25 protein-coding genes are annotated in these 25,905 nt (G+C 63.6%); 16 read left to right on the top strand and 9 right to left on the bottom strand.

All coding sequences use genetic code 11. The features are described from left to right. Positions 1–11 precede the first annotated feature (11 nt). On the top strand, positions 12–548 hold the full coding sequence (locus tag D8767_RS17750) for a membrane integrity-associated transporter subunit PqiC (protein WP_016714618.1): 537 nt from the start codon (positions 12–14) through the stop codon (positions 546–548). A gap of 164 nt (positions 549–712) precedes the next feature. On the opposite strand, the gene D8767_RS17745 is transcribed toward D8767_RS17750, so the two are convergent. Next, positions 713–2,467: a phosphoethanolamine transferase CptA gene (locus D8767_RS17745; protein ID WP_080578126.1), complete on the bottom strand. Its 1,755-nt coding sequence runs from the start codon at positions 2,465–2,467 to the stop codon at positions 713–715. A 159-nt stretch (positions 2,468–2,626) separates the two neighbouring features. Here D8767_RS17745 and D8767_RS17740 point away from each other — a divergent pair, with 159 nt between their 5' ends. After that, positions 2,627–2,773 carry a DUF2986 domain-containing protein gene (locus D8767_RS17740; protein WP_016714615.1) on the top strand — a complete coding sequence of 49 codons (147 nt, stop codon included), beginning with the start codon at positions 2,627–2,629 and terminating at the stop codon, positions 2,771–2,773. Between the two features lie 38 nt (positions 2,774–2,811). Here D8767_RS17740 and D8767_RS17735 read toward each other — a convergent pair whose 3' ends face one another. Together D8767_RS17735 and D8767_RS17730 are read right to left on the bottom strand one after the other, a co-directional pair. Beyond that, the gene (locus D8767_RS17735) at positions 2,812–3,180 is read right to left on the bottom strand and encodes a hypothetical protein (protein ID WP_016714614.1); all 369 of its coding nucleotides are present in this window, start codon (positions 3,178–3,180) and stop codon (positions 2,812–2,814) included. A 213-nt stretch (positions 3,181–3,393) separates the two neighbouring features. Next, positions 3,394–3,984 (bottom strand): biliverdin-producing heme oxygenase, encoded by a 591-nt coding sequence (locus tag D8767_RS17730; protein WP_016714613.1) that lies wholly within the window; start codon positions 3,982–3,984, stop codon positions 3,394–3,396. A gap of 163 nt (positions 3,985–4,147) precedes the next feature. Here D8767_RS17730 and D8767_RS17725 point away from each other — a divergent pair, with 163 nt between their 5' ends. Beyond that, a complete protein-coding gene (locus tag D8767_RS17725) occupies positions 4,148–4,639 on the top strand; it encodes a GNAT family N-acetyltransferase (RefSeq protein WP_016714612.1) in 492 nt (163 codons plus the stop codon). A gap of 13 nt (positions 4,640–4,652) precedes the next feature. Here the strand turns inward: D8767_RS17725 and D8767_RS17720 are convergent, their stop codons facing one another. Then, entirely contained in the window at positions 4,653–5,561 is a 909-nt protein-coding gene (locus D8767_RS17720; RefSeq protein ID WP_122048347.1) for a LysR family transcriptional regulator, read from the bottom strand. Positions 5,562–5,654: 93 nt separating this feature from the next. On the opposite strand from D8767_RS17720, the gene D8767_RS17715 reads away from it, so the two are divergent. The 7 genes from D8767_RS17715 (at position 5,655) to D8767_RS17685 (ending at position 11,442) form a co-directional block, all read left to right on the top strand. Next, the gene (locus D8767_RS17715; protein WP_016714610.1) at positions 5,655–6,602 is read left to right on the top strand and encodes a ketopantoate reductase family protein; all 948 of its coding nucleotides are present in this window, start codon (positions 5,655–5,657) and stop codon (positions 6,600–6,602) included. Further along, a complete protein-coding gene (locus D8767_RS17710) occupies positions 6,599–6,997 on the top strand; it encodes a VOC family protein (protein ID WP_016714609.1) in 399 nt (132 codons plus the stop codon). Before D8767_RS17715 ends, D8767_RS17710 begins: the two co-directional genes overlap by 4 nt. After that, positions 6,994–7,449: a MaoC family dehydratase gene (locus D8767_RS17705; protein WP_016714608.1), complete on the top strand. Its 456-nt coding sequence runs from the start codon at positions 6,994–6,996 to the stop codon at positions 7,447–7,449. Before D8767_RS17710 ends, D8767_RS17705 begins: the two co-directional genes overlap by 4 nt. Beyond that, the gene (locus D8767_RS17700; protein WP_016714607.1) at positions 7,446–8,678 is read left to right on the top strand and encodes a CaiB/BaiF CoA-transferase family protein; all 1,233 of its coding nucleotides are present in this window, start codon (positions 7,446–7,448) and stop codon (positions 8,676–8,678) included. Before D8767_RS17705 ends, D8767_RS17700 begins: the two co-directional genes overlap by 4 nt. Then, a complete protein-coding gene (gene aroE, locus D8767_RS17695) occupies positions 8,675–9,493 on the top strand; it encodes a shikimate dehydrogenase (protein ID WP_016714606.1) in 819 nt (272 codons plus the stop codon). The genes D8767_RS17700 and aroE overlap by 4 nt, the downstream gene beginning before the upstream one ends. A gap of 3 nt (positions 9,494–9,496) precedes the next feature. Beyond that, positions 9,497–9,934: a type II 3-dehydroquinate dehydratase gene (aroQ, locus tag D8767_RS17690; RefSeq protein ID WP_016714605.1), complete on the top strand. Its 438-nt coding sequence runs from the start codon at positions 9,497–9,499 to the stop codon at positions 9,932–9,934. Between the two features lie 95 nt (positions 9,935–10,029). Continuing rightward, positions 10,030–11,442 carry an MFS transporter gene (locus D8767_RS17685; protein WP_016714604.1) on the top strand — a complete coding sequence of 471 codons (1,413 nt, stop codon included), beginning with the start codon at positions 10,030–10,032 and terminating at the stop codon, positions 11,440–11,442. 86 nt (positions 11,443–11,528) lie between these two features. Here the strand turns inward: D8767_RS17685 and D8767_RS17680 are convergent, their stop codons facing one another. Beyond that, entirely contained in the window at positions 11,529–12,902 is a 1,374-nt protein-coding gene (locus D8767_RS17680) for an 8-oxoguanine deaminase (protein WP_016714603.1), read from the bottom strand. A gap of 194 nt (positions 12,903–13,096) precedes the next feature. Here D8767_RS17680 and D8767_RS17675 point away from each other — a divergent pair, with 194 nt between their 5' ends. Beyond that, a complete protein-coding gene (locus D8767_RS17675; protein ID WP_016714602.1) occupies positions 13,097–14,308 on the top strand; it encodes an MFS transporter in 1,212 nt (403 codons plus the stop codon). On the opposite strand, the gene D8767_RS17670 is transcribed toward D8767_RS17675, so the two are convergent. From D8767_RS17670 to D8767_RS17660, 3 genes are all read right to left on the bottom strand, one after another. Continuing rightward, positions 14,278–15,213, bottom strand: coding sequence for a LysR family transcriptional regulator (locus D8767_RS17670; protein ID WP_016714601.1), 936 nt, complete (start codon positions 15,211–15,213; stop codon positions 14,278–14,280). The genes D8767_RS17675 and D8767_RS17670 overlap by 31 nt on opposite strands. Before the next feature lie 150 nt (positions 15,214–15,363). Continuing rightward, complete coding sequence (locus tag D8767_RS17665) at positions 15,364–16,944, bottom strand: aldehyde dehydrogenase (NADP(+)) (RefSeq protein ID WP_016714600.1); 1,581 nt, start codon at positions 16,942–16,944, stop codon at positions 15,364–15,366. A gap of 118 nt (positions 16,945–17,062) precedes the next feature. Beyond that, positions 17,063–18,445, bottom strand: coding sequence for an APC family permease (locus D8767_RS17660; RefSeq protein ID WP_016714599.1), 1,383 nt, complete (start codon positions 18,443–18,445; stop codon positions 17,063–17,065). 281 nt (positions 18,446–18,726) lie between these two features. Here D8767_RS17660 and D8767_RS17655 point away from each other — a divergent pair, with 281 nt between their 5' ends. From D8767_RS17655 to D8767_RS17645, 3 genes are all read left to right on the top strand, one after another. Next, the gene (locus tag D8767_RS17655; RefSeq protein WP_016714597.1) at positions 18,727–19,569 is read left to right on the top strand and encodes a helix-turn-helix transcriptional regulator; all 843 of its coding nucleotides are present in this window, start codon (positions 18,727–18,729) and stop codon (positions 19,567–19,569) included. A 42-nt stretch (positions 19,570–19,611) separates the two neighbouring features. Then, positions 19,612–20,994: an aspartate aminotransferase family protein gene (locus D8767_RS17650; RefSeq protein WP_016714596.1), complete on the top strand. Its 1,383-nt coding sequence runs from the start codon at positions 19,612–19,614 to the stop codon at positions 20,992–20,994. Between the two features lie 65 nt (positions 20,995–21,059). After that, positions 21,060–22,553: an aldehyde dehydrogenase gene (locus D8767_RS17645; protein ID WP_016714595.1), complete on the top strand. Its 1,494-nt coding sequence runs from the start codon at positions 21,060–21,062 to the stop codon at positions 22,551–22,553. Between the two features lie 69 nt (positions 22,554–22,622). On the opposite strand, the gene D8767_RS17640 is transcribed toward D8767_RS17645, so the two are convergent. After that, positions 22,623–23,348, bottom strand: a complete 726-nt coding sequence (locus D8767_RS17640) for a FadR/GntR family transcriptional regulator (protein WP_016714594.1) — start codon at positions 23,346–23,348, stop codon at positions 22,623–22,625. 331 nt (positions 23,349–23,679) lie between these two features. Here D8767_RS17640 and D8767_RS17635 point away from each other — a divergent pair, with 331 nt between their 5' ends. Continuing rightward, positions 23,680–24,828, top strand: coding sequence for a branched-chain amino acid ABC transporter substrate-binding protein (locus tag D8767_RS17635; protein ID WP_231115652.1), 1,149 nt, complete (start codon positions 23,680–23,682; stop codon positions 24,826–24,828). Positions 24,829–24,958: 130 nt separating this feature from the next. Next, entirely contained in the window at positions 24,959–25,897 is a 939-nt protein-coding gene (locus D8767_RS17630) for a branched-chain amino acid ABC transporter permease (protein ID WP_016714592.1), read from the top strand. The last annotated feature ends 8 nt before the right edge of the window (positions 25,898–25,905 follow it).

Raw genomic sequence — 25,905 nt, 5'->3', positions numbered from 1 at the left:
GGAGACAGCCGATGCAACGACTACGCAATGTATGTGTGGCCAGCCTGCTGGTGTGGCTCGGGGGCTGCAGCAGTACGCCGAACAACTACCACACGCTGGTGGCGAGCGAGCCGGTGCGCGACAGCGGGCAGCATATCCAGGTGACCCGGGTGGTGGTGCCGCCGCAGGTGGACCGCCCGCAACTGGTGGTGCGCCAGGGCCAGAGCGGCCTGGCCATTCTGGAAACGGAATGGTGGGGCGCCAACCTGGTGGATGAATTTCGCAGCGCCTTGCAGGACCAGTTGGGCGGGCCGGCGGCTGGCAACAAGGCGGCACTGCGGGTGGATGTGCAGCGCTTCGATACGGTGCCGGGGCGCTATGCCTCGCTGGAGGCCGTCTGGCGCCTGAAGCAGGCAGGGCAGGCTGAACTGACCTGTCGCACGTCTGTGCAGACGGCCGCGGACAACAGCATCACCAGCCTGGTGAATGCGCACCAGGCCAACCTGCGCAAACTGGCTGAGGCGGTGCGGGGGAGTGCCCGGAACGGCAGTTGCTCTGCACCGGTATAAGTCCCATGCGGGCGGCGCGCTGGCATCCTGCCTTCATGCCTGTGTGGCCTGGCGCAGCGGCACTTCGCGCAGCAGCCAGGGCAGTGCGAAGGCCACGCTGGTGATCAGCCCTGCCAGCAGGAATACACCGTGCATCGCACCGGAAAACGCTTGCAGGTGCCGGCTTACTGCTGGCTGCTGGCTGTTTCCTGTGCTCGCTCAGGCTTGTCCAGCGGCAGGTGGTCGAACTCGCGCAAGCCATCCTTGCGGTAGGGGTCGCCGATCCAGCGCTGTGTTGCCACGAACTGCGGGCTTACCAGGCTCTTGGCCGGCTCGAAGTGGTCATAGCTCAGCCCGGCCAGGTCTGACAGGGTATGAATCAGGTGCGAGCTGCTGTAGGGGCGGTTGGCCATTGCCTGCAAGTCACGAGGGTGCTCGGCCTGCCAGCTGGGCGAGGTCCACAGCAGGAACGGAATGGTGTACATCGGCCGGGTCGGCGCGCCCTCGTTGCGCCCGAGGCGGTCGTGGTCGCCGGAGCTGTAAACGTCCTCACCGTGGTCCGACAGGTACACCAGGAAGCCATTGGGGTTACCGGCCGAGTAGCGCTTGATCAGGCTCGAGACCACATAGTCGTTGTAACGCACCGCATTGTCGTAGAAGTTGTAGGTTTTGACCTGGTCCGGCGTCAGTTTGCTCGGCACGCCCTGGTTGTCGGTGAAGTGCGTGTAGTCGTCCGGATAGCGGTAGCGGTAGTCCATGTGCGTGCCCAGCAGGTGCACGATGATGAACTTGTTCGGTGCAGGGTCCTGCAGGGCCTTCTCGAACGGCGCCAGCACCACGTCATCGTACTGGCTGGCATTCTGGTTGCGCTGGTTGTTCAGGTACACCGGCGCGTCCGTCTGCTGCGAGAAGGTGGTGAGCATGGTATTGCGCTTGGTCATGGTCTGCTGGTTGGTGATCCAGAAGGTCTTGTAGCCTGCCTGTTTCATCAGGTTGATCAGCGACGGGTCGGTGAGGAAGCGGTCCGGGTTCTGCTCATCGCCGAAGGTGAGGATCTGCTGCATCACTTCGATGGTGTACGGGCGTGGCGATACCACATCGCGGAACACCGTCAGGCCTTTGTCGCTGGCGGCCAGCGCGTCGAGGTTGGGCGTGGTGTCGCGGTTATAGCCGTACAGGTGCATGTGCTCGCGGGTGGTGGACTCGCCCAGTACCAGCACCAGGGTGCGGGGCGCTGTTCCGCTGCTGTCACGCAGGTTTTGCAGCGGCGGCAATGCGGCGTTCTGGGCCAGCAGTTCCTGCATGTTGTCCAGTTGCTGGCGGTACTGCCGGTAGCCGACCAGCAACTGCCAGGGCACGGCGGGTTCCATACGCTGCTGCACCTTCTCCGCAGCATCGGCGAAATTGCGCTCCTGGGTGACCATCTGCTTGTAGAACGGGTACACAAGGTTGGCCACCAGCAACAAGGCGACCACCGGCAGGCGACTGCGCAGCGGCAGGCTGACCGGGCGTACGCGCTTCCACAGCAGCACCGCCACCAGTGTGTACAGCAGCAACGCCAGACCCAGCCATACACTGAAGTACTGGCTGAAGTACTCACCGGCTTCGGCGGTGTTGGACTCGAACATCACGAAGATGACGCTTTGCGAGAACTCCTGGCGATAGATGCCGAAGTAGCTCAAACCCACCAGCGAAGCCCCCCACAGCACCAGGCCGATGACCGCTGCAGTGGCGCGGGTGAAGCGCGGCACCAGCAGCACCGGGGCAAGCCACAGGCTACTGAGGAAGAACGCATCACGAAAACCGGCAAACCCGGTCGTTCCGCTGAACAGCAGCAACGCCTGGGTTACGCCGGAAAAGTACCAGAAGAACAGCAAAAGCCAGCCCAGGCCGGCCCAGTCCACGCGCTTGCGCGCGGCGGGGGATGTAGTGTGTGACACGTATGCCTCGTCGTACCTTGGTAGCCAGCAGGTTTGCTGCGGCCATAAAGGGTGTGACGCTAATCTGTGGGCTGTGAAAATAACGTCAACGTGGCGAAATGCGCAGGCCGCACGGGTATGATGGCGGCCGCTAAAACGTACTGACAGGCCCCGTGGATTATGAACCGTCGTAAGAAGATCAAGCAGCTATTGCAGGCGCATGCCAAAAAGGCCAGTGCCAAGCTGGCACCGCGCAAGCCCAAATACATTTGCAAGGCTGACCGGTTGAAGATGGAGGCAGAGGCGGTGGGGGACACCCCCACCTGACTCACTGAGCAGGCAGTGCAAGTGCTGCCGCAGCGCCCTTAACGGCGGTAGTACCGGTGGTCGTCATAGTGACGCTGGTGCATCGCCCGCTCATGGCGGCGCTCCCAGTCATGGCGGCGCTCCCAGTCACGGCGGCGTTCCCAGTCCCGCCGCCGCTCCCAGTCCCGCCGAGCTTGCTCACGCCGCCACTGCTCACGGCGCCAGTCGCTTCTGTGGTCATGCCAGCGGTCGTCATCATGCGCCAACAGCGTGGCCGGCTGTTCGACGGCCACGGAGGCCACTTTCGACCAAGGGTTGCCGGCAGGCTGCAACGGTGACTGAACGGCGGGGGCCTGGGCCACTGGTGCTTTCATTTGTGTTGCCGATGCCGAACCCATTGCCGCGAACGAGAACAGGCCGAGCAGCATCAACCTTGCGACATGTATTTTCATGAGCGAAGCCAACCTCTGATAACAATTGAGCCATCTGGCCAGCAGGTGGGGGCGCGGCGTGTCTCGCGTTACGCTACCTTTCTGTGCCTCCCTCATAGACACGCAATCAAGAAAAAGTTCGCTGCAGCAACAACTTGTAGAACTTCGATGGCCGATCACCCGGCGGCGTAGCCGTTGATATGCACGCAGTCATTCTTCTGCGAACACCTCTCGCAAGTGCGCCCGGTAACTGTCGAACGCGGCAATCGCGCCAGCGACCACTGCGGCCTCGTCCTGGTCGTCCAGCACTAGGCCGTCGAGCCGGGCAACGAACTCGCGCCAATGCAGCGCACGGCCATCCGGGTGTGGCGCCAGGTGGTGGGCGCCTTGGTCGCCATCGAGCCCGAGGCGCTGGGTTTGCTTGAACAGAAACGCCGCCCCCAGATTCGAACCTTCGCTGCAATATAGCCAGCCCAAGGCCTCGGCCGGGCCGACGCAGACTTGTTGAGGGCGCCTTGGCAGTGGCAGGCCGAGATCACGCAGGTCGGTTTCGACCGCAGCGAAGCGCGACAGCCCAACCAGCCCTGGCAGGTGCTGGTTGAGCTGTGCATCGTTGTACAACGTCAACAGGCTGCCGTGAAAGCGGTGTTGTACCTGCAGAAAACGGCCATAGCGCTCGCGGTTTTCGAAAGGGCGTGCCGCCATCACCAGTTGATCGACGCTGTCATGGTCCCGGCTGCTGGCCGCCTTCAAGCGTTTGCAGCGGCCGGGCTCCACGAGGGGGTAGTGTGCAGCGGTCATAGGGGTATCCGTGGTGTGAGGGGTATACGCCCATGATGCTTGCCATCCTTGGCCAGCATCAAGCACCACGCGGCTGGCCTGGCCGAGGGTGGCGGCCCGATATCGCCAGAACGCACGCCTGATTTACCATGGCAGACGCTTTCACGTTTCCAAGGAATCAGCCATGAGTATTGTCCAGTTCCGCACCCCCACCGCCGCAGACGCCGAGCGCTGCTACGCCATTGAAATCGGCGCCTATGAAGGGGATGAGGCGGCCACCCTGGAGAAGATCCGCACCCGCATCGCACAGTTCCCACAGGGTTTTCTCATTCTGGAAATCGCAGGTGAGATCGTCGGTTTCATCAACAGCGGCTGCGCCCACGAAGTTGTCATGTCTGATGAAGCGTTCAAGGAACTGGTCGGCCACGACCCGGCAGCACCGAACGTGGTGATCATGTCAGTAGTGGTGGACCCGGCACACCAGGGCAAAGGCTACGCCAAACGGCTGATGGAAGCATTCATCGCCCGCATGAAAGCGTCGGGCAAGCAGACCATTCACCTGATGTGCAAAGAGCAGCATGTGGCCCTGTACCAGAAGCTGGGCTACCAGTATGTGAAGCCGTCACCGTCGGACCACGGCGGCATGGCCTGGCACGAGATGATCATGGGCCTGTAATCGAGGGCGTGCTTCAGGCCGGGCGGCCGAACAGGTTGTGGATCACCTCCCTCAGCCAGCGGTTGCCACTGTCCTGGTGGTAGCGAGCGTGCCAGTGTTGCTTCACCGTGAAACCCTCAACTGCAAACGGGCAGTCGTGCACTTGCAGGTCGTGCATATCGGCTAGAGTCTGGCCGATATGCCGAGGCAGGGTTGCGACCAGGTCCGTAGTGCCGACGATCTTCCCCAGTCCGAGAAACGCGGGTAGCTCCAGCACGATGCGACGTTCGATGCTGGCGCGGGCCAGCCCCGCTTCCAGCAACTTCTGGCCGGTCCCCGCGCTGATCTGCACATGGCCTTCAGCGTGGTAGCGGGCCAGGTTCATGCCGCCTTCCAGCCGCGGGTGCTGGCGGTTGCTCAGGCATACCCAGTCCTGTTCGAACAGGACCTGCTGGTACATCCCGCCACCCAGCCAAGGCACAAAGCCGATGGCGAGGTCGGCCTCGCCCGACTCCAGCGCGCTTTCACTGTTGCCATCGATGCGCACAGCCTCCAGGCGGATGCCCGGCGCATGGGTGCGCAGGTGGTTGAGGATGCTTGGCAGCAGGGTGATATGGCTGGCATCGCTGACACACAGGCGAAAGCGCCGTTGTGCCGTGGCGGGGATGAACTGCGGCTCCCAGGCGGTGAGCCTGCGCAGCGACTCCAGCACCTCGCGGCAAGGCCCGATCAGCTGGTCGGCGCGCGGGGTTGGGGCCATGCCGCCGGGGGTGCGCACGAACAGAGGGTCGTTCAGTTGCTGGCGCAGGCGGGCCAGCCAGATGCTGATGGTCGGCTGGCTCTGCCCCAGCTGTTCGGCGGCACGGGTAACGCTACGACAGTGGTAGAGCACATCGAACAATTGCAGCAGCTTGGGCTCGGGCAGGGCGTCGGCAGCAGACATTATTACAAATCTCAATTGGCATATTGCAGTCATTGTATAGCGCGAATAAGGCCTGCTGCATAAGGTAATCGCAAACCACAGGAGGTCTGCGATTTGAAAGTCTGCATTCTGGGTGCCGGCGCCTTGGGCTGCGCCATTGGTGCGGCGCTGAGCGAGGCCGGGCATGAAACCTGGCTGCTCAACCGTGGTCGCGAGCATGTCGAAGCGATGAACCTGCACGGGCTGCAGGTGCAGGATGAGCGCGGTGAGCGCCACGTGCGCGTCAACGCCACCACGGACGCCAACGACGTGGGTGTGGCCGACCTGGTCGTGGTGCTGGTGAAGTCATTCCACACCGCCGAAGCGATGGCCGGGGCCACCGCGCTGCTGGGGCCGCAGACGCTGGTGCTGTCGCTGCAGAACGGCTTGGGGCACGAGGACATTCTGGCCGAGGTGGCCGGACGGGAACGGGTGTTGGCGGGTAAGACCTATGTGGGCGGCGTGCTGCTTGCACCCGGTTCGATTCGCGCTGGTGTGGCGGGCAAACACACTTACATCGGTGAACTCGACGGGCAGCTTTCAGCGCGTGTGCAGGCCATCGCCGAGGCCTTCAACGCTGCCGGGCTGGCCACCACGGTCAGTGACAACATCCTCGGTACCATGTGGGACAAGCTGCTGGTCAATGTCGCCACGGGCGCACTCAGCGGCATCACCATGCTCAGCTACGGCCAGTTGTACAGCGAGCCGCTGCTGGCCAGCACTGCCAAAGCTGCGGTGGCCGAGGCGATTGCCGTGGCCCAGCGTGCCGGTATAAGCCTGAGCCTGACCAGCCCCGACGCAGCGTGGGCCTTGGCCGCCGAGGGCCTGCCATCGAGCTTCCGCACCTCGATGCTGCAAAGCCTGGAAAAAGGCTCGGTCACCGAAATCGACTTCATCAATGGCTCTGTCGTGCGCTGGGGCCAGCGCCATGGCGTCGCCACACCGGTCAACGCCACGTTGGTGGCTTGTATCAAGGGCATCGAACGCGCGATGGCCGATCATCAGAAAAGGGACAACCCATGAGCCAGCCAAAAGCCTACCTTGAACACGTGGCGTTCTGGGTGCAGGACATCCAGTGGCATATCCGCTTTTTCAGCGAAGTGTGTGGCATGACCATGCGTGAGGTGCAGGGCAGCGTCGAGCAACCGGCGCAGTACTGGACGCTGGGTGGCCTGCAGTTCATTCACCAGCCCGACTTTGCCGGCCCTGAGGGGCGCATGGCACATCTGGGCATCATGTGCGAAGACCTGGAGAGCGTACTGGCAGCCGCCCAGCGCTATGGCGTCAGCGAAATGCCCCAGGGCCGCAACTGGCTGCGCCTGCCGGATGGTCTGGCGGTGGAGTTCATTCAGGCGTTGCCGGCGAAGTGTGTTGCCCAGGCACTGGCCATCGACCCGCGTGCGCAGGTGCAAGCATGAGCGGGGTGGAAAGATACTGGGATGATGCCCGCGAAGGCGATGAGTGCATCAGCCCCACCTATACCGTAACCCGTGAGCGCATCCTGGCCTACGCCGATCTCACGGGTGATCACACCCCGGTGCACGTCGACGAGGCCTACGCCAACGCCAGCCACTTCGGCTGCCTGGTTGCGCACGGCCTGTTCGGGCTGTCGATCGCCGATGGTTTGAAGACCCAGTGCGAGTACCGCTTCTTGCCGGGCATGTCGCTGGGCTGGACCTGGGACTTCGTGTTGCCGATCAAGGTCAACGATGTGTTGCACGTACGCATGCGGGTGGGGGCGATGCGACCGAGCAACAGCCGGCCAGGCTGGGGCATCGTGGTGCTGCCGTCAGAGTTGGTCAACCAGCATGGCCAGGTCGTGCAGCGCGGTGAGCACCGGTTGATGGTGCCACGGAGGGGGCAGGCATGAGCCAGGCATTGCCATTGGCGGGTATCCGCGTCATCGATTACAGCCACTTCCTTGCCGGGCCCTATGTAGGGCGCTGCCTGGCGGCGCTGGGCGCTGAAGTGATTAAGGTCGAACGGCCGGGCAGCGGCGATGCTGGCCGCCAGCACGCCTTTACCCTGGACGATCAGCAGAGCGGCTATTTCCTGCAGATGAACATGGGCAAGCAGGGCGTCAGCGTGAACATGAAGGACCCACGCGGAAAAGCCTTCATGCAGCGCCTGGCCGACTCGGCCGACGTGTTCATTGAAAACTACCGCCCCGGCGCGCTGGACAAGCTGGGGCTGGGTTATGCCGAGCTGTCGGTGCGTAACCCGCGCCTGGTGTACTGCTCGATCTCCGCCTATGGCCACACCGGGCCGGATGCCCACCGCGCCGGTTTCGGGCTGATCGCCGAGGCCAAGAGCGGGATCATGCAGATGGTCGGCGTGCCGGGTGAAGCGCCGCCATTGCTGCGCATTTCGCTGGGCGACATGTACACCGGTATTCACGCTGTAGCCGCGATCAATGCGGCGCTGCTGGGGCGGGTGAGCAGTGGGCGCGGCCAGCACATTGACATGGCGCTGTACGACACCTTGGTGTCGATGCATGAGTACGCCGTGCAGTGCTACACGCTGTCCGATGGCACCGTGCTGCCCGAGCAGACCGGCCACGACATGCCCACGTCTACCTTGTACGGCGTGTTCCGCGCCGCCGACGGCGATCTGGTGATTGCAGCCCAGGTCGATGATGCCTGGCGGCGCTTCGCTGCCATGCTCGAAGCCAACGGCGGCCCGGCAGGTTTTGGCAGCGATAACCGCTACCACGACCTGAATGGCCGCAATGCCCACCGAGAGGCGATTCTGGCGGTGGTGCGTGACTGGGCGGGTGCGCGCTCGGTGGCCGAGATCCTCGCCTTGCTCGACACCGTCGACATTCCCAGTGCCAAGGTCCAGCGTATCGATGAGGTGTTGGCAGACCCGCAAATCCAGGCGCGCAACATGGTCATCGAACAGCTGCACCCTCGCTACGGCACCCTGCGCCTGCCCAATCTGCCGTTCCGGTTTTCCGGCTGTGACACCACGATCCATCAGGTAGCCCCTGACCTCGGCCAGCACAACGCCGAAGTGGCCGCAGCGCTTGGCTTCAGCCCTGAAGAAATCACCGCCATGCAGGCAGACGGTGTGCTGTTTACCCACGGAGATACACGATGAGCGACCGCTACGCAGTGATCGGCCGACCGATCAACCACACCAAGTCACCGCTGATTCATGGCCTGTTCGCTCAGGCCAGCAGCCAGCACCTGGAATACGGGGCTATTGAAGGCTCGCTGGACGGTTTTGAGGCCCAGGTGTTGCAGTTTCGCACTGACGGTGGGCTGGGCATGAACATCACCGCGCCGTTCAAGCTGCGTGCCTTCGAACTGGCCGACCGGCGCAGCGAGCGCGCGCAGTTGGCCCGGGCCGCCAATGCGCTGAAGTTCGAGGATGGCCACATCACAGCTGAAAACTTCGACGGCATCGGCTTGCTGCGCGATATCGAAGACAACCTCGGTGAGCCGCTGCGTAACCGCCGCGTGCTGATGCTTGGCGCCGGTGGTGCAGTGCGCGGCGCGCTGTTGCCGTTCTTGCACGCGCAGCCCAGCGAGCTGGTGATTGCAAACCGCGACATGTCCAAAGCCTTGGCACTGCGTAACGAACTGGATCACCCAAGGCTGCGTATCAGCCGTTACGAAGCGCTGGAAGGGCAAACCTTCGACATTGTGGTTAACGCCACTTCCGCCAGTCTTGTCGGTGAACTGCCGCCGCTGCCTGGCGGGGTGCTGAGCGAAGCGCGACTGGCGTATGAACTGGCCTACGGCAAAGGCCTCACGCCGTTCCTGCGCCTAGCGCGCGAGGCCGGTGTGGCACGTCTGGCGGATGGCGTGGGCATGCTGGTCGAGCAGGCCGCAGAGGCGTTTGCCTGGTGGCGAGGAGTGCGGCCTGAAACCCGTGCCGTGATCGACCGCCTGACGATTGCGCTGGAGTAAGCCATGGTCGCCAATGTCCTGATGCTGCACGGTATCAACCACAACATGTTTGGCAAGCGCGACCCGCGCCAGTATGGCACGGCAACCCTGGCCGACATCGACCACGCCTTGGAGGCGCTGGGCGCGGAGCTGGGGGCAAGGGTCGAAAGCTACCAGAGCAACTTCGAAGGTGCCCTGTGCGAGCGTATCCATCGGGCCTTTGACGAGCGGGTGGATGCAGTGCTGATCAATGCCGGGGCGTGGACGCATTACAGCTACGGTATTCGTGATGCACTGGCCATTCTTGAGGTGCCGGTGGTTGAAGTGCATATGTCGAACATCCATGCTAGGGAGTCGTTTCGGCACCACTCGGTGTTTGCCGAAGTGGTGCGTGGGCAGATCTGCGGGTTTGGTGTCGAGACTTACCTGCTGGCGTTGCGTGCGGCCTTGCGCATGCTCTAGGTCCCAGCACCGACCTTTGTGGGAGCGGGCATGCCCGCTCCCACAGGGGCAGCTCCACGGCCCATGATTCATTGCCAACCAGAAGGACGCGTACCTTGGCCAATCCGGCAGCCCCCTATACCTCCCGCCAAGCCACCTGCATCGCCTTGCTGGTCGCCATCACCTTCTTCATGGAAAACCTCGACGCCACCGTCATTGCCACGGCACTGCCGCAGATGGCCAGTGACTTCGGCGAAAATGCGGTCAGCCTGAACATCGGCATCAGTGCCTACCTGCTGGCGGTGGCGGTGTTCATTCCGCTGAGCGGCTGGGTGGCCGACCGCTTTGGCCCGCGACAGGTGTTCGCCGGGGCCATCGGCCTGTTTACCGTGGCGTCGTTGCTGTGTGGTATGGCCCCCAACCTGGAAGCCTTCGTCGCCGCGCGGGTATTGCAGGGTATTGGCGGTGCCTTGATGGTGCCGGTAGGCCGGTTGGTGGTGCTGCGTACCACCGAAAAGAAAGACCTGGTGAAAATGCTTGCGGTGATCACCTGGCCCGGGCTGGTGGCGCCAGTACTGGGGCCACCGCTCGGTGGCCTGATCGTCACCCATTGGTCGTGGCCCTGGATCTTCTACCTGAACATCCCCCTCGGGTTGCTGGCGATCGCGGCGGCCTGGTTACTGGTTCCGAATGCCCGTGCAGATGAAACGCGCCGTTTCGACATGCTGGGTTTCCTGTTTCTGGCGTCGGCTTGTGCGGCGTGGCTGGTCGGCCTGGAAATGCTTGGTTCACTGGCTGGGGGCAGCCTGGGGACCGGGCTGGCGCTGGTGTTGCTGGGTGGGGGGCTGACCGGGTTGGCGATCCGTCACTGCAAGCGCCATCCTGCACCGCTGTTGCCACTGGAAACCCTGGCTATCCCCACGTTCAGGGTCAGCATCGTGGGCGGTACCTTGTTCCGCCTGTCGATCAGCGCATTGCCGTTTTTGATCCCTCTGCTGTTGCAGATCGGTTTTGGCCTGTCGCCAGTGGATGCCGGGCTGCTGGTGCTGGCGATCTTCGCGGGCAACCTGGCGATGAAGCCGTTCACCACCCGCTTGCTGCGCCGTTATGGCTTTCGCCGGGTGTTGCTGGTCAATGGCGTGATTGGCGTTGGGTGCATGCTGGCGTGCCTGGGCTTGCAGCCAGGCATGCCGTGGTACTGGATGGCGGCGGTGCTGTTCGTGGGTGGGCTTTCGCGGTCGATGCAATTCACCACCTACAACGCTGTCGGCTTTGCCGAAGTGCCCAAGCAGCAGATCGGCGAGGCTTCGACGTTGTTCAGCATGTGCTTCCAGCTGGCGATGGCCTTGGGTGTGGCCGTGGTGGCGCTGCTGCTACGCGTAGCGATGATGGTGCGGGGCGGCGAGACTGAGATGTCAGTCAGTGACTTTCACTGGGCGTTGATCGGCGTTGCATTGATCGCCTGCGTCGCGTTGGTGGATGCCATCCGCTTGCCGAGCAATGCAGGGGAGCAGGTCCTGCGCACCTGATGGCAGTGCTGCCTACCTTCAACGCCATCCGCCAGCAGGCGTGAGCAGGCTGCTGCGCCCGACATGGGACGCAGCAGCCGGGTGCCTCACGCGCCGCTGACCAGTTGGTGCGCCAGCTGGTTGTGGCGCTCCAGTACGCGGGGCAGGTCGACGGTGGCCAACTGGCCGTCCTTGACCACCACACGGCCATTGATCACGCTGGTGTGAACCTGGGTCGGGGTACAGAACACCAGTGCCGCCAGCGGGTCGTGATGGCCGCCGGCATAGGCCACGTGGCCCAGGTCGAAGGCGACAAAGTCGGCGACCATGCCGGGTGCCAGGGCGCCGATGTCGTTGCGGTTGAGCACCTTGGCACCGCCCAGGGTGGCGATTTCCAGTGCTTCGCGTGCGGTCATGGCGTCGGGGCCGAAGCCTACCCGTTGCAGCAACAAGGCCTGGCGCACTTCACCGATCATGCTGGCGCCGTCGTTGGACGCCGAACCATCGACCCCCAGGCCCACCGGCACGCCGTGGTCACGCATCTTGCGCACCGGGGCGATGCCTGAGGCCAGGCGCATGTTCGAGCAAGGGCAATGGGCGACCCCGGTACCGGTGCGGGCGAACAGCTCGATGCCGTGCTGGTCGAGCTGCACACAGTGTGCGTGCCAGACATCGTGACCGACCCAGCCGAGGTCTTCGGCGTATTCGGCGGGGGTCATGCCGAATTTCTCGCGGCTGTAGGCGATATCGTTGACGTTTTCGGCCAGGTGGGTGTGTAGCGACACGCCGTACTGCCGCGCCAGCACGGCGGCTTCGCGCATCAGGTCGCGGCTGACCGAGAAGGGCGAGCAGGGCGCCACCACGATACGGCGCATCGCGCCATGGCTGGCATCGTGGTAGTCCTCGATCAGGCGCTGGGACTCCTTGAGGATGTCGGCCTCCTTTTCCACCACCGCGTCAGGCGGCAGGCCGCCCTGGCTCTGGCCCACGCTCATGCTGCCGCGCGCGGCGTGGAAGCGCATGCCGATCTCGGCGGCGGCATGGATGCTGTCGTCGAGCTTGCAGCCGTTGGGGTAGATGTACAGGTGGTCGCTGGAGGTGGTGCAGCCGGACAGGATCAGTTCGGCCATCGCGGTCTGGGTCGACACCGCGATCATTTCTGGGGTCAGGCGTGCCCAGATCGGGTACAGATTGCTCAGCCAGTTGAACAGCTCACCGTCCTGGGCAGCAGGCACCACGCGGGTGAGGCTCTGGTACATGTGGTGGTGGGTGTTGACCAGGCCCGGGATCACCACTTTGCCGGCCATGTCCAGGATGACATCGGCCTGTTGTGGCAGGGTATCGCTGGGGCCGACCTGCTTGATCAGGTTGTCTTCGATGAACAGGCCGCCGTGTTTGATTTCGCGGCGTTCGCCGTCCATGGTAACCAGGAGTGCAGCGTTCTTGACGAGGAGGGTTTTCTTGCGGGTTGAAGATGACATGGCTAAGGCCCGTCGCAATACGCATCGGCGTTTACCGAGGTCGTAGGCGAATGGTTATGTAATCAGAATTCATGAAAGTTGTATACATTGCTCCATTATTGATGAATCTGGTTCATTTAATTTATGAAATATGACCAGAAATAGGAATCCATTTTGCCAATAGACTGACAGACTCTTTTCTGGAGCCTGTCTTGATGCCTGTTCATGAATCCAGCCTTGGGGCTGCCACTACCGGGCGAAATGTTGCAATCAGCATCGCCATCCTGGCCTTCTCGGCATTCCTGATCGTCACCACCGAGTTCCTCATTGTCGGGTTGCTGCCCGCGCTCAGCCAGGACCTGGAGATATCGATCTCGATGGCGGGCCAGTTGGTTACGCTGTTCGCCTTTACCGTCATGCTTGCCGGCCCGGTCTTGACAGCCGCATTGGCCCATCTGGACCGCAAGCGGTTGTTCATCACCATCCTGCTGGTGTTTGCCGCAGCCAATGCGCTGGCTGCGGCATCGAGCAGTTTCTGGGTGCTGGCTATCGCGCGGGTGATTCCGGCTCTGGCATTGCCGGTGTTCTGGGGCACGGCCAGCGAAACGGCCGGGCACCTGGCCGGGCGTGATAGCGCGGGGCAGGCCATCGCCAAGGTTTACCTGGGCATCTCGGCGGCGATGTTGCTGGGCATTCCGCTGGGTACTGTGGCGGCCAATGCCGTGGGCTGGCGTGGCGCGTTCTGGATACTGGCCGCGCTGTCGTTGCTGATAGCGTTGGCCATGGGGTTGTGGATGCCGCGAGTCGCCCGCACGGCGAAAATCGATTTCATGCAACAGGCGCGCATTTTCAAGGAGCGCTATTTTCTCGCCAATGTGCTGCTGTCGGTGGTGGTGTTCACCGCGATGTTTACCGGCTACACCTACCTGGCCGATCTGCTACAGCGGGTTGTCGGCGTCGCACCGGCTCATACCGGCTGGTGGCTGATGGGCTTTGGCGCAGTCGGCCTGTTTGGCAACTGGATCGGCGGGCGCGCAGTGGACCGTTCACCGCTCAGGGCGACGGCGCTGTTCCTGCTGCTGTTGGCCACCGGTATGGCGGCGCTGGTGCCGCTGGCAGGTGCCGGCCTGGCATTCTGCCTGGCACTGGCGGTGTGGGGCATTGCCAACACGGCGCTGTACCCCGTCAGCCAGGTGCGGGTGATGAGTTCGGTTACGCACGCCCAAGCGTTGGCCGGTACCACCAATGTGTCGGCGGCCAACGCTGGGATCGGCCTGGGCGCCGTGCTCGGTGGCATGACCATCTCTGGCTTGGGTATCGAGTACCTGGGCTACATGGCCGCCGGTGTCGCGCTGTTGGCGCTGGGCCTGGTGCCGCTGGTCAGCAGCCTTTCGCGTCAGCCCGCGGTGCTGGCACGGGTGCCGTGAGGCGACAACCGGGGCAGCAGGTAGTCGCGCAAGGCGCGTACCTTGGGTAACCCTTCGCGGCTTTTCAGCCACACCAGGTTCATCGGCAGGCCGTCGGTGGCCAGGGCCGGCAACACCTCTACCAGGCGCCCTTGATCGAGGTGTTGCTGGGTCAGCCAGGTGGGCAGCTGGCCGATGCCATGACCGGCCAGCACGGCTGCAACTTCCCCCTCGCCGTCGCCCACCGCGATGCGCGGCTGCACGGTGCGTCGCTCCATCTCACCAGGTTGGCGGCCCTTGAAGAACCATGGGCTGACCATGCCGTCGGTGTGGCCATAGCCGATGCAGTGATGGTGTTCCAGGTCGCGCTCGTCTTGCGGCACGCCGTGCTTCTCCAGGTAGGAGGGGGCGGCACAGAACATCAGGCGCTGGGCGCCGAAGTACTGGTGGCCGAGCGCGGCCGGCCATGCATCCGGGCCACCGATGCGCACGACGATATCGATACCTTCGTGCACCGGGTCGACAAAGCGATCGGAAAACGACACATGCGGCTGCAGCAGAGGGTGCAGGCGGATGAAGTCGAGGATCAGTGGCAGCACATGCAAGCGACCGTAGGAGGCGGGCAGCTCGATTCGGACTTTACCGTGGGGTTGACTATCGCTGGCGACCAGTGCGTGCTCGACCTCTTCCAGGTCAGCCAGCACCGAGGTGCAGGTGCGGTAGAACACCACGCCCGCTTCGCTGAGCGACAGGCTGCGGGTGGTGCGATTGAACAGGCGTGCGCCCAGGCGAGCCTCTAGCCGGGCCACACTCTTGCTGATGGCCGAGCTGGTGAGGTTGAGCCGATCGGCGGCTGCGGTGAAGCTGCCCAGATCGGCGACGGCGACGAAAACATCGATGCCTTTCAGGCGTTCGGAGGAGTACATGGCCGGCCTTTTGATGAATTGAGTTTGATTGTCAGTGCTGCATTATTGAATGCTGACAACCCAAATTCATCAATGATGTGAGCCTGTAACGGCCTCTTCGCGGCGGTTAGGCGCCTCGAAGAGGCCGGCACAGGCTACCTCAGTGCCCGTTCAAACCGTCTCGCGGGTGGCCACACCATCCACCAACCTTGTAATCCCCAGCGGGTTGGCGCTTTTCAGTGCATCCGGCAGCAGCGCCTCCGGGTAGTTCTGGAAGCACACCGGGCGTAGGAAGCGGTCGATGGCCAGGGTGCCGACCGAGGTGCCTCGGGCATCGGACGTGGCCGGGTAAGGCCCGCCATGCACCATCGCGTCGCTCACCTCAACGCCAGTCGGGTAGCCGTTCAACAGCAGGCGCCCGGCCTTGCGTTCCAGCAGTGGTACCACTCCGGCAAAGGCGTGCAGGTCGTCAGGTTCGGCAATCAGGGTGGCAGTCAGCTGGCCTTGCAGGTGGCGCAACGCCTCGGCCAGTTGCTGGGCATCGGCCACCTCCACTACGACGGTGGTCGGGCCGAATACTTCTTCCTGTAGCAGCGGGTCGCCGTTCAGCAGCAGGCTAACGTCGGCCTTGAACAGCTGTGGCCGGGCCTGGTTACCGGTTTGCGGCTGCCCGGCCAGATGCTGGATGCCTGGGTGCGCCAGCAGGTGCTGCACACCGTTCTGGTAGCTGCGCAGGGTTCCGGCATTGAGCATGGTCTGTGGACCCTGGTCGGCCATGCGCGCCACCAGCGTGTGTACGAAGTGCTCGAACTGCGGCGACCGAATTCCGATGACCAGGCCCGGGTTGGTGCAGAATTGCCCGCAACCCAGCACCACCGAGGCGGCCAGCTCTACAGCCACTTGCTCGCCACGGGCCTGCAGCGCCTGGGGCAGCACGATGACCGGGTTGATGCTGCTCATTTCGGCGAACACCGGGATTGGCTGCGGGCGCGCGGCAGCCATGTCGCACAGGGCGCGGCCACCCCGCAGCGAGCCGGTGAACCCCACTGCCTGAATGGCCGGGTGCTTGACCAGCGCTTCGCCCACGCCGGCACCGTAGATCATGTTGAACACCCCTGCCGGCATGCCGCTGCTGGCCACGGCGCGGTCGATGGCTGCGGCTACATGCGCGGCAGTGAGCATGTGCCCGCTGTGCGCCTTGAACACGACGGGGCAGCCCGCTGCCAGCGCCGAGGCGGTGTCACCACCTGCCGTGGAGAAGGCCAGTGGGAAGTTGCTGGCGCCGAACACGGCCACCGGGCCCACGCCGATGCGGTACTGGCGCAAGTCCGGGCGCGGCAGCGGGGTACGCTGGGGCAGGGCCCGGTCGATGCGTGCGGCGTAGAAGTCGCCACGGCGTACCACCTCGGCAAACAGGCGCAACTGGTTGCTGGTACGGCTGCGTTCGCCACGGATGCGGGCTTCGGGCAGTGCGGTTTCGCGGGTGACATGCTGGATGAAGTCATCGCCCAGGGCGTCCAGTTCGTTGGCGATGGCGTCGAGGAAGGCGGCGCGTTGTGCCGGGCGGGTACTGCGGTAGGCCGGGTAGGCAACCTCGGCAGCCTGCACGGCAGCCTCGACTTCGTCGCCGGTCGCCTGGTGGAAGGCGTACGGCAGCGGCTCGCCGCTGTGGGCGTCGACGCTGTTCAGCAGCACGTCCCCGTTGCCGCTGAGTTGGCCGGCGATGTGGTTCAGGCGATGTTCGATGGACATTTCGGTTCCCGTTGGCAATGACAGTCGTTGCGCTGGGACTGTAGGCGGCGAACGGGAGGCTGAATAATGATTAATGCGGATCGGGTGATAACGAGCGGTTATCACCCGGTGCTCAGCGTCACTCGGCCATCTGCAACTCCGGCAGCTTCACCCGGAACGCCTTGGTCAGCCCCATCAGCACCACCAGCCCCATGCCCATCCAGCACAGGCCGATGGTGAACGACAGGCTGGTCAGGCTGCTCCACAACCACAGGGTGCTAAGGAAGCCCAGGCCGGGAATGGCGCCATACAGCAGGTAGTTGCGGCCTCCGCGTAGCTTCTGATCGACCAGGTAGTGCTTGACCACCGCCAGGTTTACCGCCGAAAAGGCGAACAGGGCGCCAAAGCTGATCATGTTGGCCACGGTGTCGAGGGTGATGACCAGGGCGATGAGGGACATCAGGCTGACCACCAGAATGGCAGTCGCCGGTACGCGTTTTTTCGTCACCAGCTGGCCGAACGCGCGCGGCAATGCGCCGTCGCGGCCCATGGCGAACAGCACGCGTGACACGCTGGCCTGGGACACCATGGCCGAGGCGAAGCAGCCGGCCACGTAGGTGGCGGTGAACGCGGTAACCAGCCATTCGCCGCCCACCCGGCGCATGACATCCACCGAGGCCGAGTCGGGGTCGGCAAAGCTGCCCCAGTCGGGGAACACCATCTGTGCGCAGTACGACACCACCAGGAACAGCAGGCCGCCGATCAGCGACACGGCCAGGATCGCCACGGGAATGCGGTAGGTCGGGTTGCTGGTTTCCTCAGCCATGGTCGACACCGCGTCAAAGCCGAGAAACGACAGGCACAGCACAGCGGCGCCCGTCATGATCAACGGCACGTTGAAGCCTTCATGATGGAAGGGCGCCAGCAGCGACACCGGCTCCGCCTGTCCGTTGAGCTTGAGCACGGACAGGGCGACGAAGACGATGATGAACACCAGCTGCGCCACCACCAGGATCCAGTTGACGCGGGTGATCGACTCGATGCCGATCAGGTTGAGGAAGGTGACCAGGGCGATGGAGCCCGCCACCCACACCCAGGCGTGGATCGCCGGAAAGTATTCCGACATGTAGATGCCGATCAGCAGGTAGCTGAGCAGTGGCAGGAAGATGTAGTCGAGCAGCAGCGTCCAGCCGGTGATGAAACCGATGTGGCTGCCGAAGGCTTTGCGCGTGTAGGTGTAGACCGAGCCGGAGTAGGGGTGGGCCTGGACCATGCGGCCGTAGCTGTAGGCGGTGAGCAGCATGGCGGCGAGGGTGAGCAGGTAGGCGGTGGGCAGGTGCCCTTTGGTCATCTGGGTGACCAGCCCGTAGGTGGTGAAGACGGCCAGGGGCACCATGTAGGCCAGGCCGAACAGCACCAAGGCGGTCATGCCCATGGACTTGCGGAAGCGGCCAGTGTTGGTGCCGGGGTGTGACGGTGCATGCGAAGCAGGCGAATGGGCTGTACTTGTTGTTGTATGCATTGCTAACTCCTGGAAAGGGATGCAGGGCATCGCAGTACGCGAGCAGGCTCGCTACCGGTGGGTGGTGTGCAAGGAGGTCGAGCGCAAGGCTCGCAGCGCTGGGGCGGTTTGATGCTCCCACACCCTGTGGGTGCCCGGAATCACCCTTTGGGGTGAGGGGGGCGACCCTTGGCCGACTCACCCCAACGGGTGATTTCGGTACCTGCAGCGGCGTGGGAGGATCTGGTCAACAACGCACCGCACTGGCGGCGGTGCCACTGAATAGAAACGGCAGGCCCACAGTGACTAATCAATTGCTTTCAGAACAGTGGTTCGAGCACCTGGCCAAGGTCACCGAGGCCATCGGTCGCCCGGGCTTCGCCGCCAACCTGTTTGTCGCACTTGGCGTGATCCGGCCGATCCAGGCGACCACGGTGTACCTCTACCCGCACGACGGCATGCCTTGCGCGCTGTTCGAGCAGGACGACAAGGCGCCCTGGCAGCCCGAGGGCAATGTCAGCCGCTACCTGTCGGGCTTCTACCTGCTCGACCCGTTTTACGGTGCTTGCGTGGAGCAGGTCGCGTCCGGTTGCTATGGCTTGTTCGAAGTGGCTCCCGACCACTTCGAGGTCAGCGAGTACTACCAGTCGTTCTACCGGCACTCGCACCTGGAAGATGAGCTCAACTACATCCTGCAGGTGGCGCCCGGGCAAAGCCTGGCGGTGTCGCTGGCGTTTACCGACAAGCTCGATACACAGACCCGCGAGCTGTTCGGGCGCGTCACGCCCTGGGTGCTGGCGGTACTCGGCAAGCACTTCGCCGGGCTGGACAGCCGCGCCGGGCGTTTCGAGAACATCCTCGAACAACGTATCCACGCTGCGCTGAACAACTTCGGCAGCTCGTTGCTGACCGAGCGTGAATGCCGCATCGCCCAGCTGATCCTGCGTGGCCACTCGACCAAGTCGCTGGCCGAGCGCCTGGGTGTTTCGGAAGACACCATCAAGTCGCACCGCAAGAACGTCTACGCCAAGCTCGACATCGGTACCCAGTCCGAGCTGTTTTCCCTGTTCATCGACGCGCTGGCCAATGCCCAGGGCGTGCTGGGCAAGGACCCGCTTGAAAGCTACATGGGCAAGCTGCGCTGAGCGACGGCTGCCCTGCAACCCCACCGCAAAGGAAAACCAACAATGAACGCGCCTTTCGCCCCGCAACGCCAGACCCGTGACTACCAGGCAGCCGACGCCGCACACCATATCCATGCCTTCCTCGACCAGAAGGCGCTGAACGCCGAAGGGCCGCGGGTGATCGTGGGTGGCGAACGCCTGCACCTGTGGGACAGCGAGGGCAAGCGCTACCTGGATGGCATGTCTGGCCTGTGGTGCACCCAGCTCGGTTATGGCCGCCGCGATTTGACGGCCGCCGCTGCCACGCAGATGGACCAGCTGGCCTACTACAACATGTTCTTCCACACCACCCACCCGGCGGTGATCGAGCTGTCCGAGTTGCTGTTCAGCCTGCTGCCGGGGCACTACAGCCACGCGATCTACACCAACTCCGGCTCCGAGGCCAACGAGGTGCTGATCCGCACCGTGCGCCGCTACTGGCAGGTGGTGGGTCAGCCAGGCAAGAAAATCATGATCGGCCGCTGGAACGGCTACCACGGTTCGACCCTGGCGGCCACGGCGCTGGGCGGCATGAAGTTCATGCACGAAATGGGCGGGTTGATTCCGGACGTTGCGCACATCGATGAGCCGTACTGGTACGCAGAGGGTGGCGAGCTGACCCCGGTCGAGTTTGGCCGCCGTTGCGCCTTGCAGCTGGAGGAAAAAATCCTCGAGCTTGGCGCCGAGAACGTTGCCGGCTTTATTGCCGAGCCTTTCCAGGGCGCGGGCGGCATGATCTTCCCGCCGGAAAGCTACTGGCCGGAAATTCAGCGCATCTGCCGCCAGTACGACGTGCTGCTGTGCGCCGATGAGGTGATTGGGGGCTTTGGCCGCACCGGCGAGTGGTTTGCCCACGAATACTTCGGCTTCGAGCCCGACACCCTGTCGATCGCCAAGGGCCTGACCAGTGGCTACGTGCCCATGGGCGGCCTGGTGCTGAGCAAGCGCATTGCCGAAGCGTTGGTAGAGCGCGGTGGGGTGTTTGCCCATGGCCTGACCTATTCCGGCCACCCGGTGGCGGCGGCGGTGGCCATTGCCAACCTGAAGGCGCTGCGCGACGAAGGCATCGTGCGCCAGGTGAAGGACGACACGGGACCCTACCTGCAACGCATCTTGCGCGAGGTGTTTGCCGACCACCCGTTGATCGGCCAGGTGCAGGGTGCCGGACTGGTGGCGGCGTTGCAGTTTGCCGAGCACAAGCCAACGCGCAAGCGTTTTGCCAACGAGAACGACCTGGCCTGGCAGTGCCGTACGTTTGGTTTCGAGGAAGGGGTGATCATTCGCTCGACCCTGGGCCGGATGATCATGGCGCCGGCCTTGATCGCCAACCACAGCGAGCTGGATGAGCTGGTGGAGAAGACGCGGATTGCCGTGGACCGCACGGCCCGGTTGGTCGGCAAACTCTAACCCGTTCCCACAGGAAACGCGTAGCCCTTCATCAAAAGACTGCTCCAAAGGTATAAGGAGTACAAATGTACACCCTCGAATTCTGGCAACAACGCGCCTCGGACCTGTACCTCCCGTCCCAAGCACTTATCAGCGGCAAAGCCGTCAACGCACAGGATGGCGCCACCTTCGCCGCCATCAACCCCGCCACCAACGCCGTACTGGCCCAGGTCACTGCCTGCGGCCAGGCCGAAGTCGACCTTGCAGTGGCCAGCGCCCGTCGGGCCTTCGAGCAAGGCCCGTGGCCACGCATGGCTCCCGGCGAGCGCAAGAAGGTGCTGCTGCGCCTGGCCGAGCTGATCATGGCCCATCGCGAAGAACTGGCCTTGCTGGACTCGCTGAACATGGGCAAGCCCGTCATGGATGCCTACAACATCGATGTGCCGGGCTCGGCCCATGTGTTCGTCTGGTACGGCGAGGCGCTAGACAAACTCTACGACCAGGTGGCACCCACTGCGCCCAACGCGCTCGCCACCATCACCCGGGAAGCGCTCGGTGTGGTGGGCGCCGTGGTGCCCTGGAACTTCCCGCTCGACATGGCCGCCTGGAAGCTGGCCCCGGCGCTCGCGGCCGGCAACAGCGTGGTACTCAAGCCCGCCGAGCAATCCCCGTTCTCGGCCCTGCGTCTGGCCCGGCTGGCCCTGGAAGCGGGCTTGCCGGAAGGTGTGTTGAACGTGGTGCCGGGCCTGGGTGAGCAGGCCGGGCAGGCGCTGGGCCTGCACCCGGACGTAGACTGCCTGGTGTTCACCGGCTCTACCCAGGTGGGCAAGTACTTCATGCAGTATTCGGCGCAGTCCAACCTCAAGCAAGTGTGGCTGGAGTGCGGTGGCAAAAGCCCCAACCTGGTGTTCGATAACTGCCAGGACCTGGACCTGGCGGCGGAAAAGGCCGCCTTCGGCATTTTCTTCAACCAGGGCGAGGTATGCTCGGCCAACTCGCGGCTGTATGTGCAGCGCTCGATTCATGACGAATTCGTCGAGCGCCTGCAGGCCAAGGCACGCCAGTGGATGCCGGGTAACCCGCTGGACCCGGCAAGCCGCGCCGGTGCCATTGTCGATGCCGAGCAGACCGGCCGCATCGAGGCCGCCATCACCCGCGCCGGGCAAGAGGGCGCCAGGTTGGTGTGTGGCGGTCGACGCGTGACTGTCGAAGGCTCGGACAACTACATCGAGCCGACCATTTTTGCCGGTGTCGAGGGGCGCATGCGCCTGGCGCGGGAGGAAGTGTTCGGGCCGGTGCTGTCGGTCAGCGCCTTCGACACGGAAGAAGAGGCGGTGCGCCTGGCCAACGACAGCATTTATGGCCTGGCTGCCTCGGTGTGGAGCGATGACTTCAATCAGGTACACCGGGTGGCGCGGGCGTTGAAGGCCGGTACGGTGTCGGTGAACACGGTAGATGCGCTGGATGTGACGGTGCCGTTCGGCGGGGGCAAGCAGTCGGGGTTTGGCCGCGACTTGTCGCTGCATTCGTTCGACAAGTATTCGCAGCTCAAGACCACCTGGTACCAGCTGCGCGCCTGATGCGTTGTTCATGAACTGCGTCGCCTGCTTCGCGGGTTCAACCGCGAAGAGGCCAGCGCAGGGCAGCGATCAGGCCTTGCTGTCGAGCAAGCGCTGATACCGCGACAGGCTCTCTTCCAGGTGTTTGCGCAGCGCCGTGCGCGCACTGGCCACGTCGCCCATGCTGATTGCCGACAGGATTGCCCCGTGTTCACGGGCGATTTTCTTGATATGCGCCTGGCGGTTCTTGCCGGTGACCTGCCCATGCTTGAGGTTCAGGTCGAGGATGATGTCCGGCCCCAGCGCCTCCAGCAGTTGGGTGAAGTGCGGGTTGCTGGTGGCGCGGGCAATCGCCAGGTGGAACTCGAAGTCGGCCTTGGCTTCTTCCTCTTGCGTGGCGCCGTCCAGCGAGTTGAAGCGGTCGAACGCCTCGGTGATCGCCGCCATGCTCGCAGGGCTGCGGCGCTCGGCGGCGCGGGCGACCGATTCGGTCTCGATGCCCAGGCGCAGTTCAAGGATCTGCGCTGCAGCGCGTACATCATCGACAACGCTGTCGATGGCGAAGCCGATGCGCTTTACATCCTGCTCGACCACGAATACGCCCACACCCTGGCGAGCGATCAGGCGCCCGCCAAGGCGCAGCGAGGCCACCGCCTCGCGGATGACGGGGCGGCTGACGTTGAACTCTTTGCACAGCTCCTGTTCGGACGGCAGTTTGTCGCCCGGGCCGTAGGTGCCGTTGTCGATGCGGCTGGAAAGCTCCTGGATCACGGTTTCCGCCAGGTTGGCGCGGCGCGTGCCTAACGACGCATTCATAGAAGGGTTGCTCCTGAAACTGATTGGCTCATCACGGTTGATTCTCCGGCAGGTTGCGCGCAGCCCTGATGCCCCTTGCGGCGGGATCCGTAGCCAACCAGCGGTGATGGTGTCGGCATATGTTATCAAACATCTTACTAGTCAGGCTCATGCCCTGCTTTTTGATTGCGTGCATCGCTTGTCGCCGGAAAGATTATTTTACCTTCTCCCGTAGCATACACCCATTGACAGTTGCCTGCTGACTGTTATCTTACAAGTGCGATGGCGTTCCGGCCAATTTGCATGCGGTAAGCGATGTCGAGGTTCGTCCAATCACTACTGGGAGCTGAGCATGAATAACAACAAGGGAGGGCGTACAGCCCTCGCGACCGCGGTAACATTGCTGATGGCCATGGGGACGGCACACGCAGAAGGCAGTGAAGTCGTCAGGATCGGCTTCGCCGGCCCCCTGACCGGGCCTTCGGCGCACCAGGGACAGGACGTCGAGCATGGCATCCAGATTGCGGTGGAAGAGGCCAACCAGCAGCAACTGAAAATCGGTGACAAGGTGGCCCGGTTCAAGCTGGTTTCCGAAGACGATGTCGCCGACCCGCGCACAGGCACTGCGGTGGCGCAGCGGCTGGTGGACTCGAAAGTGGCGGTGGTGATCGGTCACTACAACTCTGGCACCAGTATTCCCGCTTCGAAAATCTATGCCGCCGCCGGCATTCCGCAAATTTCACCTTCGGCCACCAACCCCACTTTGACGCGCCAGGGTATCCCCTCGGTATTTCGCACCGTCAACGACGACGCCACCCTTGGCCGTTATGCCGGCAATTACCTGGTCAGCCAGCTCAAGGCCCAGCGCATTGCCATCTTCGATGACCGCACCGCGTATGGCCAAGGCCTGGCCGATGAGGTGACCAAGGCGGTCAAGGCGGCGGGTGGCAACGTGGTGGTGCGCGAGTACACCAATGACAAGTCGACCGACTTCAATGCCATCCTCACCACGGCCAAAGCGCAAAAGGCCGATGCAGTGTTCTTTGCCGCCCTCGACTACCAGGCCGCCCCGATGGCCAAGCAGATGAAGAACCTGGGCATGAAGGCGCGCTTCATGAACATCGGCAACCTGCCCAACGATTCGTTCAGGCAGATGGCCGGCAGCGCCGCTGAAGGCACCTACGCCTGGAACTACGGCACGCCGTTGCAGGACATGCCCAAGGGCGCGGCTTTCGAGCAGAAGCTCAAGGACAAGTTCGGCGTGGGTGTGGTGCAGTCGTCGCCCGCCGCCTATGACGCCACCTGGGCGGCAATCAACGCCATGGTCAAGGCCGGCTCCGACGACCCCAAAGTGTACTTGCCTGTGCTCAAGAACCAGAGTTACGAAGGCGTCACCGGCACTATCGCCTTCGACGATCAGGGCAACCTGAAGAACCCGGCGGCCACCGTGTTCCAGTTCGCCGACGGCGGCTGGAAAACCCTGTCGGTCGAGCGCGACTGAGCAGCACCTCATAACAAGCAGGCGCCGGCCTGCCACATAACAAGAAGACTTTTCCCACCTGCCAGGCCTGTCGGCGTGTGGCGCTGAGCCGCCGCGCGCCGACGACAACGCAGTTTCGAGGATTCAGCGCGTGGACGGTAATTTCGATATCTTGTTGCAACAGGTCCTCAACGGCCTGGTGCTGGGCAGCATCTATGCCTTGGTAGCCCTGGGCTACACCATGGTCTACGGCATCATCGGCCTGATCAACTTCGCCCACGGCGAGGTGGTGATGGTTGGCGCCATGGTGACTATTTCGGTACTGACGATGCTTGCTGGCGCAGGTTTTGCCCCCGGGCTCATTACCTTGCTCCTGGCGATCATGGCCGCCGCGGTGGTGTGCATGCTGCTGGCCCAGGGCATGGAAAAGTACGCTTATCGGCCCTTGCGCAAAGCCCCGCGGTTAACCCCGCTGATTCTCGCCATTGGCATCTCCATCGCCCTGCAGAACCTGGCGATGATGATCTGGGGGCGCGGCTACAAGACCTTTCCTGAAGTGGTCGAGACGCAGCCGGTCGACGTGTTCGGCGCCACCGTCACCAACGTGCAGCTGTCGATCATGCTGATTGCCGTGGTGATCATGCTTGGCTTGTGGCTGCTGGTGGACAAGACCCGCCTGGGCAAGGCCATGCGTGCCACCGCGCAAAACCAGGAAGTGGCCGGGTTGATGGGCATCAACATCAACCGCGTGATCAGCGCCACCTTCCTGATCGGCGCCAGCCTGGGTGCCATCGCCGGGGTAATGCGTGCGATCAACTACGGCCAGGCCGATGCCTACATGGGCTTGCTACTGGGCCTGAAGGCGTTCTCGGCGGCGGTGCTGGGCGGTATCGGCAACCTGTTCGGCGCCATGGCCGGCGGCCTGTTGCTGGGGCTGATCGAGTCGCTGGCAGCGGGCTACACCGGCCAGATCACCGGCGGTTTCCTGGGCGCCAACTACCAGGACATCTTCGCCTTCGCGGTGCTGATCCTGGTGTTGCTGTTCCGGCCAAACGGCCTGCTTGGCGAACGCCAGGCCGACCGGGCGTGAGGAGGCGG

The organism is Pseudomonas sp. LTGT-11-2Z (genome assembly GCF_003691445.1).
In the GTDB taxonomy this organism is placed as follows: Bacteria; Pseudomonadota; Gammaproteobacteria; order Pseudomonadales; family Pseudomonadaceae; genus Aquipseudomonas; species Aquipseudomonas monteilii.
This window is presented reverse-complemented; position numbering and strand designations above follow the sequence as displayed.